Genomic DNA, 13,314 nt, shown 5'->3' with positions numbered 1-13,314 from the left:
AAAAAACGGTCCGGTTAGTGTTTCAGTACACAACAACAGGGGAAACTAAATGCAATATCTAAACGTAGACCAACTGCGGCGGTGCATGAAAACCTTGGATGCGTCGTTACTGCTCTATCAAAAAGCCGAAGGCGACAGTATCGAGCAAGAAGTCTTCCGTAACGCCATTATCAAAGGCTACGAACTGGCTCAAGAAACCGCTTTTAAATTACTGAAAAAAGCCCTGAAAGCCTTTGGGCATGGCGGCAAAAAACTGGAAGCCACGCCTGTTAAAGACATTCTCCGGCTCGCCGCCGTCCACGATTTACTGACATTGCCAGAGGTTGAGCGTTGGTTTGCTTACCGCGACAACCGCAACAACACCGCGCACGATTACGGCGAACAGTTCGCCAAGGAAACGTTGACACTGATCCCCGCGTTTTTACAAGACATCACCACATTGGCAGACGTGCTGGAACAAAAACTAGGCAAAGGAGCAGAAAATAATGGTGCTTGATACCGCGCAACTGCACTTGCCCGACCGTTATTTGCAAATGGTTTTAACGATTTTGCAAACCCACTTACCCCATGCCGAAATCTGGGCGTATGGCAGCCGCGTCAACGGCGATTATTACGATGCCAGCGATTTGGACTTGGTAGCCCGCCAACCCGACGATCTGAGCCGTCACCAAAACAACCTTGGCGACGTGACCGACGCATTTTCAGACAGCAATTTGCCGATTATTGTGCAAATAGTGGATTGGGCGAGGATTCCAAACGAATTTCAGGAAGAGATTTTGGCGAATTACGCCGTTGTGCAAACAGGGGCGAAGAAATGAGTTTAGATAAACAAAAAATTGTAGGTCGGGTTAGCGACTGCGTAACCCGACAAGCAGAGGCGGAATCGGAAGCCAATGTCGGGTTACGCTTCGCTAACCCGACCTACATAGATGAATTTTCGACACTTGAAGAAGTTTCAGAAGTAGTTGATTCGTTGCATAAAACGCCAACTTATTCTAATGATGGCTTGCCTATGGTTCGGGCAACTGATGTCAAATATGGAAATTTAAATTTAACTCAGACACTAAAGGTAGATGAAAAGACTTTTTCTGAATTTTCGCGGCGCTACAAACCCTCTACCAACGACATAATTATCACAAGAGTTGGGAGTTACGGTATTACTTCAAGAGTAACAAAAACTAATTTTTGTCTTGGTCAAAATACTTCTGCAATTATTCCTAAAAATATTAACCCGCGATACTTATATGCGGTATTGAATTCTGCTTATATTTGGTCACAAATTGAAGCTGGAGTTGTAGGAAGCACTCAAAAGACACTAAGCCTTAAAGTTATAAAAGCATTAAAAATCCCTAGACTTGGCGACAATATCGAAAACGAAATTTCAACAATTTTAGGGGCACTTGATGACCGCATCGCTCTAATACGCGAAACCAACGCCACCCTAGAAGCCATTGCCCAAGCCCTGTTCAAATCGTGGTTTGTGGATTTCGACCCTGTACAGGCCAACGCAGCTTTGCTCCCCTCTCCCTGTGGGAGAGGGGCTGGGGGTGAGGGCAGACAGTCTAAAAACCCTCACCCCAACCCTCTCCCACAGGGAGAGGGAGCCGTCCTTCCCCCCGAAATAGCCGCGCTGTTTCCTGATAGTTTCGAGGAATCGGAATTAGGTCTGATTCCGAAGGGGTGGAAGGTTTGTCGATTAGGCGACGTGACCGAGAAAATCACAAAAGGAACTACACCTACAACACTTAAGCGGGCATTTGTGCCAATTGGCATCAATTTCATCAAAGCGGAATCAATGACTGATGACGGAGGATTTATATCCGAAAAGTTCGCATTTATAGATAATGAAACTCATGAATTACTTCGACGTTCCCAGCTTGAAATTGGAGATGTACTCATTTCTATTGCTGGAACAATCGGACGTGTTGCAATCGTAACAAAAGATTTTGTTCCTGCTAACACTAATCAAGCTGTTGCATTGATTCGTCCTAAACAGGATATTTTTCCAAGTGGATTAATCAGTCGGCTTCTGCAAAGAAACGAATCCCAGCATTCAATTGGAGAAAAAGTTGTCCAAGCTGTTCAAGCAAATTTGAGTCTTGGTAATCTTTCAGACTTTAAGCTGGTATTACCGCCACCAGATGTTACAAAACATCTGTATCAATCAGGTCTAGCACAAATCGACAACAGCAAAGAAATGAATCATCGTCGAATCCAAAACCTAACCTCCCTCCGAGACACCCTACTCCCCCGCCTAATCTCCGGTCAATTACGCTTGCCCGATGCCGAGGCCATGCTTGAGGAAACCACATGATTACATTGGATACGTTGACATATTGGTTAAGCACGCCTCGGGAAAATGAACATCTCGAATTCAAGGAAGCCAAGCAGCAATTCGACAAGGCTAAATTGTTGCGTTATTGCGTGGCCTTGGCGAATGAAAGCGGCGGGCATCTCGTGTTGGGTGTCACGGACAAGCCGCCCCGCAAAATCGTTGGCACTCAAGCGTTTCAAAATCTGGGGGACATAAAAGCCAGGATTCTGGAAACCCTGGGTTTTCGGGTTGAAATAACTGAATTGCAGCACCCAGATGGCAGGGTGTTGGTGTTTGAAATTCCTCCCCGCCCTGTAGGAACACCGCTTCACTTGGAAGGTGCTTATCTGATGAGGGCTGGCGAAGACTTAGTCCCTATGAGTTCTGATCAATTGCGCCGAATTTTAGCGGAAGGCGCACCGGACTGGTTTGAGCAACCGGCAAAGCAAAATGTGACGGCTGACGAGGTGGTTGCACTTTTGGATACGCAATCCTTCTTTGAATTAATCGGGCTACCTTATCCCACTTCACGTGAAGGTGTGCTGGCACGTTTGGCTAAAGAACGCTTGATCGTTGAGGGTTCAGAGGGTTGGCTGGTAACCCATCTGGCGGCTATTATGCTTGCTAAACGTCTGGACAGCTTCTCGCCAGAATTGGCACGCAAGTCGCCGCGTGTAGTGATTTACGAAGGAATCAACAAACTGGTGACCCGTGAGGATAAACCAGGGGTCAAAGGCTACGCGGTCGGTTTCGAGAGTTTGGTTGATTTTGTGCATTCTGCTGCGCCGCAAAACCGTTACATAGAACAGGTGGTACGCGAAGAAGTGAAGATGTTCCCTCGCCAGGCCATTCGTGAATTAATTGCCAATGCCCTGATCCACCAGGATTTCCAAACCTCAGGCACGTCGGTGATGATAGAAATGTATGCCGACCGCCTGGAAATATCCAACCCCGGTTTGCCGTCGATTAAAGTGGAGCGTTTTATCGACGAGTATCGATCCCGTAATGAGCGGTTGGCTGATTTGATGCGGCGGATGGGGATTTGTGAAGAAAAAGGTAGCGGGATCGATAAGGTCATTGATGCTGCCGAGGTTTTTCAACTGCCGGCTCCAGATTTTCGTGTCGGTGAAACACGGACAACTGCAATACTTTTTGCCCATCAGGATTTTGCCGACATGAGCAAGCCGGATCGTATACGGGCTTGTTATCAACATTGCTGCTTACAGTATGTGAGCAACCATCGTATGTCCAACCAGAGCCTAAGGGAACGGTTCAAGCTGCTGGAGTCGAAAGCGGCGACCGTTTCATTGGTGATTGGAGCAACCAAAGATGCGGGTTTAATCAAAGCCGACGAGTCTGATAGCACTTCAACCCGCTATGCCCGCTATTTGCCTTTTTGGGCATAAAGAGTGTTTTAATGCAAATCGCGACACCTATTGTTTTTACATAAAAAACATAATAATTCAAATAGTTAAGTGTTTTAAAGCAAAACGTATATTGGGTTTTAATCAATTAAATGCAGATGGAAAATTCGAAATGACCGAAGACCAACTGGAACAAGAAACCCTAAGCTGGCTGGCGGATGTTGGCTATACCGCTATTTATGGCCCGGACATTGCCGTTGATGGTGTCGTACCTGAACGTAGCCATTATGCCCAGGTGGTGTTGGTTGAGCGTTTACGCAAGGCAATCCATCGCCTGAATCCTTTGGTGCCATTGGTTGCCCGTGAAGATGCGCTGCAACAGGTGTCGAATCTGGATACGCCTGTGTTGTTATCCGCCAATCGGCATTTTCACCGCTTATTGGTCAACGGCGTGCCTGTTGAGTATCAACAAAATGGCGAAACACGCGGCGATTTTGTCCGGCTGGTGGATTTTGCCGATGTGGCGGCGAATGAATGGCTGGCTGGCGATTAATCAGTTTGCCATCAAAGGGGCGAAATATTCCCGCCGCCCTGACATTATCTTATTTTTAAACGGCTTGCCGCTGGTGTTGCTGGAGCTGAAAAATCCGGCTGATGAGAACGCCGATATTTGGAAAGCGTTTGACCAACTGCAAACCTATAAAGAGCAAATCCCCGATGTTTTCCAATATAACGAAGTGCTGGTGATTTCGGACGGCACGGAAGCACGGATGGGTTCGCTGTCGGCGGATACCGAGCGTTTTATGGCGTGGCGCACCATAGACGGTGTGACCCTTGATCCGCTGGGGCAGTTTAATGAACTGGAAACGCTGGTGCGAGGGGTTTTGGCTCCGGTTTATCTGTTGGATTTCCTGCGCTTTTTTGTGTTGTTTGAAGATGACGGCACGTTGGTTAAGAAAATTGCTGGCTATCATCAGTTCCACGCCGTGCGGACTGCCATTGCCCAAGTGATTGCGGCCTCGCGTCCGGGCGGTTCGCACAAAGGCGGCGTGGTCTGGCATACCCAAGGTTCCGGCAAGAGCATCACCATGACCTGTTTCGCCGCCCGCGTGATGCGCGAACCGGAAATGGAAAACCCGACGATTGTGGTGATTACCGACCGCAACGATTTGGACGGGCAATTGTTCGGCGTATTTTCCTTGGCGCAGGATTTATTGCGCGAGCAACCCGTGCAAGTGGAAACCCGCCAAGATTTACGGCGCGTGTTAGCCAATCGGCCTTCCGGCGGTATTGTCTTTGCCACCATCCAAAAATTCATGCCAGGGGAAGATGAAGACAGTTTCCCCATGTTGTCTGACCGCCAAAATATTGTGGTGATTGCCGATGAGGCGCACCGCACCCAATACGGTTTTGCAGCGAAAATTAAGACTGTCTCTGCCGCCGTAGGTCGGGTTAGCCTTGAAGGCGTAACCCGACAACATGTTGAGGAATTGCCGGGTTACACAACGCAAGTCCCATCAGCAGCTATAGCAGCCGAACCGCGTATGGTGTATCAAGTCGGCTATGCCCAGCATTTGCGCGATGCACTACCGAACGCGACCTTTGTCGCCTTTACCGGAACGCCCGTGTCCTCCGAAGACCGCGACACCCGCGCCGTGTTCGGCGATTACATCGACATTTACGACATGCAGCAAGCCCGTGAGGATGGTGCGACGGTGGCGATTTATTTTGAATCTCGCCTAGCCAAGCTCGGCTTGAAACAAGATGCCTTGGCGGATATTGACGCAGAAGTTGATGAATTGGCGGAAGACGAGGAAGATGACCAACAAGCCCGCCTGAAAAGCAAATGGACAGCACTTGAGCAAGTGGTCGGAGCTGAACCGCGCATCCAGCAAGTTGCCGCCGACCTAATTGCACACTTTGAGGAGCGTAGCCAGGCGCAATCCGGTAAAGCCATGATTGTGGCGATGAGCCGGGAAATCTGTGTTCATCTGTACAATGCCATTATCGCCCTCCGCCCAGAGTGGCATGATGACGATCCAGAACATGGCGCTATCAAAATTATCATGACGGGTTCCGCCAGCGACAAACCCTTGTTGCGTCCGCATATCTATTCCAAACAAACCAAAAAACGCTTGGAGAAACGCTTTAAAAATCCAGACGACCCGTTGCGGCTGGTGATTGTCCGCGATATGTGGCTGACGGGCTTTGATGCACCCTGTGTGCATACCATGTATATCGACAAACCGATGAAAGGCCATAACCTGATGCAGGCCATCGCCCGTGTCAACCGCGTGTTCCGCGACAAACAAGGTGGCTTGGTGGTGGATTACATCGGCATAGCCAACAGCTTGAAAGAAGCCTTAAAAGAATACACCGCCAGCAAAGGCCGAGGCCGCCCGACTGTTGATGCCCATGAAGCCTACGCGGTGCTGGAAGAAAAATTGGATATTCTTCGGTCACTATTGCACGGTTTCGATTACAGCGATTTCTTAACGGGCGGTCATGGCATATTGGCAAAAACCGCCAACCATGTGCTGGGCATCAAAGAAGGCAAAAAACGTTTTTGCGATACCGCCCTGGCGATGTCCAAAGCCTTCACGTTATGCTGTACCCTGGATGAAGCCAAGGCTGAACGGGAAGAAGTGGCTTTTTTCCAAGCCGTTAAGGTGTTGCTGACCAAGAAAGAGATCAGCGGCAAAAAGAAAACCAATGAAGAACGCGAACTGGCTATCCGCCAAATCATCGGCTCGGCGGTCGTATCAGAACAAGTCGTGGACATTTTTAACGCCGTTGGCTTGGATAAACCCAATATCGGCATTCTTGACCAAGATTTTCTCAACGATGTCCGCAACCTGCCGGAACGCAACCTTGCCGTGGAACTGCTGGAACGCTTGCTGGAAGGCGAAATAAAAGCCCGATTCGCCAGCAATATCGTCCAGCAACATAAATTCTCGGAATTGCTCAGCAATGTCATCCTCCGTTACCAAAACCGCTCCATTGAAACCGCCCAAGTGATTGAAGAGCTGATCCAGATGGCGAAAAAATTCAAGGAAGCGGCGGAACGCGGCGCAGATCTTGGCCTGAACAATGATGAACTGGCCTTTTACGATGCCCTGGCGAATAACGAAGAATCCGTCCGTGAACTTGGTGACGAGACCCTGAAAAAAATTGCCCATGAACTGGCTGAGAATCTACGCAAAAATGTCAGCGTCGATTGGTCGGTGCGGGAAAGCGTAAGGGCCAGCTTACGGCTGATGGTGAAGCGGATACTACGCAAATACAAATACCCGCCCGGCAAACAGGAAGAAGCCGTGCAACTGGTATTGGAGCAGGCGGAGAGTTTGAGTGCGGAGTGGGGTTAATCGTATGGTTTGTTGTGATGAAGACTATTATTACCCAAGCTTTCTTGTTCTCTCTGTCAATGAATGCACAGTAAAGAAATATTTCCTAGAGGTATAAAGTATCTAAGTATCATATACTACATATAGTTAGCAGATATCCCACGAAAATTGGGAAGAACCACTTTTATTTAGCCCTGAAAAAATTTTACCAAACAACCTCTTAACTGCATTCTTCATTTCCCGATTAATGCAAAGAAATAAGTATTTAAATTATGAATCAAGAAGCATCAAATCCTAATGCTGAAATTGAAGAAGAGCTCACTTCCGATGGATTGCGTAAAAGCGGTATTGAACGTGAGATTGATGATGACAATAGTGAAATTAGCAACCCGTTTGATCCTAACGATATAGCTATTGTCACTAAAAATCCCAGCATAGACAGTGTTATCAAGCGAATTGAACATAAAGAAATTGAACTTAATCCTGACTTTCAACGTAAAGGTGGAATTTGGCAAATTAAGGAGAAAAGCCGTTTAATTGAATCCTTGTTGTTAAACATTCCTTTGCCGGTATTTTATGTGGCCGCTGATAAAGATGATAACTGGATAGTTGTCGACGGTTTGCAACGATTGACGACACTTAAAGAGTATATTCAGGACAAAACACTCATACTTAAAAACTTGGAGTTTTTAACACAATTTGAAGGTTTAAAGTTCGAAGCATTACCGCGCAATATGCAACGGCGCATTTTGGAAACCGAACCGGTATTTCATATTATTCAACCTACGACACCAAAAACCGTAACCCGAACTATTTTTAAACGCATCAATACCAGTGGCTTACCTTTATCTGCCCAGGAAATACGCCATGCGCTGTATAACGGAAAATCAACAGCTCTGTTAAAAGAATTATCTGAATGCGAAGAATTTAAGCAGGCGACAAACAATAGTATTAGTGATGACCGTATGGCAGATAGAGAATGTGTATTACGCTACCTTGCCTTTTCTCATCGTTCACCAGAAGATTATAAAAACAAAGACCTGGATGGTTTTTTATCAAGAACCATGGAAATTTTTAATGCTATGTCCGATGAACGTATAAATGACTATCGTCAGCGGTTTAAGAAAGCCATGCGCAATTGCCACGCAGTATTTGGAATTAAGGCATTTCGTAAACAATCAGCTCTTAATGATCGTCTATTTCCGATTAGCAAAGCCTTATTTGAAGCTTGGTCGGTTATCCTCTGTAATTACAATGATGCGGAAATAGAAACGTTAAAAAATCGTTACGAGGATCTGCAAGAACGTTTTATTGACTTGTTAGATGGGCGTAGTTTGCCATCCGCAGTAAATAACTCTAATTATGCATACTTAGATTTTGCTAAAGCAATCCAGCAAACTGCTGATGTTAAAAGTGTACATTTTCGCTTCGCGGCAGTTAAGAGTTTAATTGATGATGTTTTACAAGATAAGCCAAAATCTCCCCATTACGTCATAGATGGTTTATGGGTAAATGACTTAGAACTTTTTTAAATATCAAATAGTATGTTAACCACACTACAAATCAAAAATTTCAAATGTTTTCAACAAGCAGAGCTTACTCTTGCATCATTAACATTACTTTCCGGCTTAAATAGCACAGGTAAAAGTTCGGTATTGCAAAGCTTATTGCTATTACGTCAATCCTATAAAGAAGGGGGCAAGATTAGATTAAATGGTGATTTAATCGAGCTTGGGCAAGCGTTAGATGTATTTGCAATCGATGCCAAAAATGATGAAATGGAATTTCAGCTAAGTAGTTCGGATTGGGATACTGTAACGTGGGCTAATCATTTTGATGTATCAAAAGACTTATTTACATCTACGACTGCTTTGAAAGATATTGAACAATTAGCATTGTTTAACGATAACTTTCATTACATAAGCGCTGATCGCTGGGGCCCACGGGTCAGCGTTCCACTATCCGATTTCGATGTTCATCATAATAATCTAGGCAAATACGGTGAATACAGCATTCATTATTTACTTGAACAGGGCGATAGACATTTAAAAAATTCAAATATTGGTTTACTTAACGAAGATGCAGGCACGACCCTATTGCCTCAAGTTCAAGCTTGGTTAAATGATATTTCTCCTGGTGTAAAAATTGATCCTAAAGAATTTAAAACAGTCAATGCTGGAACTATTGGCTTTTCATTCCCCTCGGAAGTTGGTTTTTCACGTCCCTTCCGCCCCACACATGTGGGTTTCGGATTGAGTTATACTCTTCCAGTTATAGTGGCTTTGTTATCTTTGCCTAAAAATGGCCTGATTATATTAGAAAATCCCGAAGCGCATTTACATCCTCGTGGACAATCATTAATGGGCAAATTAATAGCACATGTTGCAGCTGCTGGCACTCAGGTCATTGTTGAAACTCACAGCGACCATTTGCTAAATGGTATTCGTATTGCAGTACGTGACGGATTATTAACACCTGAACAAACAGTTTTACATTATTTTTCTCGTAACGGTAGCGCAATTGAAATTACCACTCCACAAATTGATTCTGATGGCAAAATCGACAAATGGCCCGAAGGTTTTTTTGATGAATCAATTCGCAATTTAGCCGCACTTTCTTCTCGTCGCCGCGAACGTAATCCGAGCAAAACATGAGAGCCACTTTAATATTTAATGACTTATCAATTCAGGCTGCTCCGACAAGAAACCAAGCTCAATATTGGCTTTCTGAGATGATAACAACCATTGCCGATTTAATTGATGAAGAAATTTGCGAAAAAACGCTGCATTCTAAAATTAACCTTTACGAAATTGATCTCATAGAAAACGACTATGGTTTTCAGGAATGGTTAGAAGATACTCGTATTCTCAATCGTGAGTTGTATGAATTTGCACTACAACTAAGTATTCAATCACCCGCTTATGCTTGTCTAAAAAGCCAGCAAGATATTAATGATGAATATTTTCGTTCTGAATTTAACTTAAAATGCACAGATACAAAATGCGAAGCATTAGGTATTGCATTGCTGTCCGATGGTATCGCAATTAGTCTGCCATCATGTGAAGAATGGCTGGTTGACTCAGTTTATATTGAGCAATTTTTATATGATGAAACGGATGAAAACTTAGATTTTCCTACCCGCAGCCTTCATCAAGTGCGTCATGCCTCACAAGCCAATCATGTTGATAACGTTATCCTGCATTGGCGGCATGAGCTTTTGAACCAAATAAACAACAGCCAAAAACTGTTAAATTATTGGATCAGCGTATTTCCAAACTTAGATCAATCCAAAGAAAATTCATTGCACGAGCTTCAAAGTGAAACACTTGCGAGTGCCGTAAACCGTTTATGGCAATTGAATAACACTTGCTTTGAATGGAAGTTAAAAAATGAAAATGAGCCAGCTTATCCAATGAAAGCCCGCCCTGAATCTACAGCAACTATGCAACAAAAAAACCTTGCTGATATGCGTCTCTCGACTTGTCCGCGCCAGGGTCAGAAACACTTTGTGATGCACTGTAACATTCAGCCAAAAGGCTTCCGTTTATACTGGCTAGAAAATCAACAACAAAAACGAATCACGATTGGCTATATTGGACCACATTTACCGACCGCTAAAATCAAAGCCAAATAAAAAATCTCTATACATGACAAAAAACAGTGGAAGTTGATGCGGCCGATATAAATTAATTAAATACCGCATTTTGTTTTGAGAATGGATGCACATACTGAAAAACTGAGCTATCTCAAAATGGCCGATGATGAAATTCGTCAAAAATTTTGATTTATAGCTGAAATCTAATGACCGTTTCTCGATGCTTAACGACCATTCGACCAAGATTGCTGAATATCGAAATTGCGCCGATTGCAGGTATTACAGCTTTTGCAGGTTATAGTCAGAGTCGTTTTAAAATTTAGCATAACTACGAAAAACTCATAGCAAGGTAACGCTGAGCATCTTTCGAGAAAAACGGAAGGTTATTTGCGATTTAGCTGTGCGTCATCGGTTTTACCCATTAAATGGCATCGTGGATCCAATTTCACCGCCACTTTCAATGTAACTTGGCTAGCAATACGATGGCATCTTTGATCGGGTATTGCTGCCTATTCCCCACTCGCTTTTAACAAAAAATGAACATTGTCTCCGGTTGCCGCCGAATGGGACTGGATAAAGTCGGCAATTTTCCACGTTGCCGCCTTAAGCGTTTTGGCTTCGGGGTTGATGTAGCCGCCAGTCACGTCATTATCCGTTTTGTGGTTTGCCAGCGCTTTTAATAAAGAGAACGGTATCATTGCCGCTTCGCCAATGGTTAAAAAGGTGCGTTTTAGGTCGTGGCTTGAAAATTCAATGCCCGTTTTCTTGCAAATTTCCGCAATAGGTTTCCTAGGTATATTCATCACGCCATCTTTAGAATCACCAGGGAAAACAAAACGGCTATCGCCGGTTAAGGTTTGCAAGCCTCTGAAATAAGGTTTGATTTGTGGCGCAATGTAGGCGGTAAAATCAGTATGGTTTTTGGTGTCTCTGGCAATAAAGCAATCGTTTTTAAAATCAACATCTTTCCATTCTATTAATTTTTCATCAGTAATCGCACCAAGAAATTTTAAAATGGGTCTTGCGATTACTGATAAAAAATTAATAACTTATTGATTGGATTTATTAATCATCCCAAAAGTTCGCGCACAGTACCCTAATCATACTGTGCGCGAACTTTTGGGACGATTAATAAATAGCGGACGTCCTGATCCCTTAGTCCTGTATGCAGCAAAAGTAGCAAATACACTTTGGCTTTCTCATTTTCCAAACTTAACACAGCGGCATACCAGTCTTTCAGGTTATCACTGGAAACCATGCGTTTTTTGCGTTTGGGTTTTCCCCATAAACCGCCATCACGCAATACGTCAACCGGGTTTTCTTCTAGCGCCTTAAGTGCGTCAACGGCATATTTCATCAACAGGCGCAACACGCGCATTTTGTTGTCCCTGCCGCCTTCAAGCTGGTTACGACGTGTCATCACCATGTCACGGGTAATAGTATCAATTGGCTTGTTCATCCAATCTGAAAAGCCTTGATTCATTTTTTTGGTGTAATCGAGTTTCGATGCTTCCCTTAAGTCTCTTTTGTCTGTCAGGTATCTGTTTAATAATTCTTGCAATGTGATACCTCGAATACGTTGTTTACGTTTTTCTTCGGTAGGGTCAATCAGGGCAAGCTCATATAAATGTCAGGTTGAAAAAATCACATTCTCTCTAAATTGATCACTTAATACAGCTTTAAAGCGTTTACGCTTAATGCTCAGTTTAGAAGGTTCCTTTTTTAGCAGGTTGATGGCGAGTTGACGGACAACATTAAAATTTTCAGGTGCATAGCCGCCCTCGGCGAGGTTCTTGGAAAAATCCAGCGCCGGATTTTCGAAGATGGCAATCAGGCTGGTGGGTTTCTCCACCATTCCCTTGCCGCTGCCGAGCTTGACCGGGTCATTGAAATCGACAGCGATTGATAATTTGTTAGCTTTGTCTATTGGATCGATGATTTTTTTGTTGATCTGGTCGCCAATATCGGGTTTGCCCTTGAGCGCGACCATGTCTTTAAAGCCCGCACCTTCGGGGACGGTGATAGGCGCGTAGGGGATGCCTGCATATTTGTCGCTGACGTATTTGATGAACAGCAGCACCAGCACATAATCTTTGTACTGGGAAGCATCCGTACCGCCGCGCAATTCGTCGCAGCTTCTCCATAGTGAACTGTATAGCTCTGGTTTTTTAATGGCCATTGGTGAATGTTTTTTTTGTCTGACGGACTACAAGATCGGCAAAGGTGATTTTAGGGGGCGTAGCGCTTATGTCGTGAGTTTAAGGAAAGTCTGATTAAATCCCTCGATAAGCCCGGCTAAGGACGAACAGTAAGTTGTTGGTTTTGTTTTGGTGGGCTTGATGAGCCACAAATGGGGATCAATTTGTTTTTAAATAAATCATGGCGCAGGCTGGTAGTTACCCTGTAAGCCGCGTCATTATTGAGTTTCCCGGCTATTTTGCGGCATCGTTGTGATATGTTCTTAGGCTACTTTAGCCAGTATCACGAATTGTGTCATTGTCTGGAGTGTGATTTATGCATTTCGTTGGACAATAAAAAACCCGCTAAGCCAGATAACTTGCGGGTTCTTATATTTCTTTGGTTCTCTTAAAACCTTTATTTGGTACCGATGGCCGGACTTGAACCGGCATGACTTGCGTCACCACCCCCTCAAGATGGCGTGTCTACCAATTTCACCACATCGGCATGAAGCGATAA

The 13,314-nt window shown here is 44.6% G+C and carries 10 protein-coding genes, 1 tRNA gene and 1 pseudogene; 8 read left to right on the top strand and 4 right to left on the bottom strand.

Annotation, left to right across the window (positions count from 1 at the left end):
* Window positions 1-49: 49 nt before the first annotated feature.
* From METMI_RS0100750 to METMI_RS0100715, 8 genes and pseudogenes are all read left to right on the top strand, one after another.
* Window positions 50-496: a nucleotidyltransferase substrate binding protein gene (locus METMI_RS0100750; protein WP_019864243.1), complete on the top strand. Its 447-nt coding sequence runs from the start codon at window positions 50-52 to the stop codon at window positions 494-496.
* A complete protein-coding gene (locus METMI_RS0100745; protein WP_019864242.1) occupies window positions 486-818 on the top strand; it encodes a nucleotidyltransferase domain-containing protein in 333 nt (110 codons plus the stop codon). The genes METMI_RS0100750 and METMI_RS0100745 overlap by 11 nt, the downstream gene beginning before the upstream one ends.
* Window positions 815-2,314 (top strand): restriction endonuclease subunit S, encoded by a 1,500-nt coding sequence (locus tag METMI_RS0100740; protein WP_019864241.1) that lies wholly within the window; start codon window positions 815-817, stop codon window positions 2,312-2,314. The genes METMI_RS0100745 and METMI_RS0100740 overlap by 4 nt, the downstream gene beginning before the upstream one ends.
* Window positions 2,311-3,720, top strand: coding sequence for an ATP-binding protein (locus tag METMI_RS0100735; protein ID WP_019864240.1), 1,410 nt, complete (start codon window positions 2,311-2,313; stop codon window positions 3,718-3,720). Before METMI_RS0100740 ends, METMI_RS0100735 begins: the two co-directional genes overlap by 4 nt.
* A 130-nt stretch (window positions 3,721-3,850) precedes the next feature.
* A pseudogene (locus METMI_RS22875) lies at window positions 3,851-7,043 on the top strand (type I restriction endonuclease subunit R).
* Window positions 7,044-7,294: 251 nt separating this feature from the next.
* Window positions 7,295-8,554: a DUF262 domain-containing protein gene (locus tag METMI_RS22870; RefSeq protein ID WP_019864239.1), complete on the top strand. Its 1,260-nt coding sequence runs from the start codon at window positions 7,295-7,297 to the stop codon at window positions 8,552-8,554.
* Window positions 8,555-8,566: 12 nt separating this feature from the next.
* The gene (locus METMI_RS0100720; protein ID WP_019864238.1) at window positions 8,567-9,676 is read left to right on the top strand and encodes an AAA family ATPase; all 1,110 of its coding nucleotides are present in this window, start codon (window positions 8,567-8,569) and stop codon (window positions 9,674-9,676) included.
* The gene (locus METMI_RS0100715; RefSeq protein WP_156829732.1) at window positions 9,673-10,656 is read left to right on the top strand and encodes a hypothetical protein; all 984 of its coding nucleotides are present in this window, start codon (window positions 9,673-9,675) and stop codon (window positions 10,654-10,656) included. Before METMI_RS0100720 ends, METMI_RS0100715 begins: the two co-directional genes overlap by 4 nt.
* Before the next feature lie 470 nt (window positions 10,657-11,126).
* Here METMI_RS0100715 and METMI_RS22865 read toward each other — a convergent pair whose 3' ends face one another.
* The 4 genes from METMI_RS22865 to METMI_RS0100695 form a co-directional block, all read right to left on the bottom strand.
* Window positions 11,127-11,420: a site-specific integrase gene (locus tag METMI_RS22865; RefSeq protein ID WP_156829731.1), complete on the bottom strand. Its 294-nt coding sequence runs from the start codon at window positions 11,418-11,420 to the stop codon at window positions 11,127-11,129.
* Between the two features lie 293 nt (window positions 11,421-11,713).
* Entirely contained in the window at window positions 11,714-12,178 is a 465-nt protein-coding gene (locus METMI_RS0100705; protein WP_156829730.1) for a hypothetical protein, read from the bottom strand.
* 69 nt (window positions 12,179-12,247) lie between these two features.
* Window positions 12,248-12,796 carry a type I restriction-modification system subunit M N-terminal domain-containing protein gene (locus tag METMI_RS0100700; RefSeq protein WP_232215159.1) on the bottom strand — a complete coding sequence of 183 codons (549 nt, stop codon included), beginning with the start codon at window positions 12,794-12,796 and terminating at the stop codon, window positions 12,248-12,250.
* A gap of 421 nt (window positions 12,797-13,217) precedes the next feature.
* A tRNA-Leu gene (locus METMI_RS0100695) sits at window positions 13,218-13,302 on the bottom strand.
* Between the last annotated feature and the right edge of the window lie 12 nt (window positions 13,303-13,314).

This window comes from Methylovulum miyakonense HT12 (genome assembly GCF_000384075.1).
Lineage (GTDB): Bacteria > Pseudomonadota > Gammaproteobacteria > Methylococcales > Methylomonadaceae > Methylovulum > Methylovulum miyakonense.
This window is presented reverse-complemented; position numbering and strand designations above follow the sequence as displayed.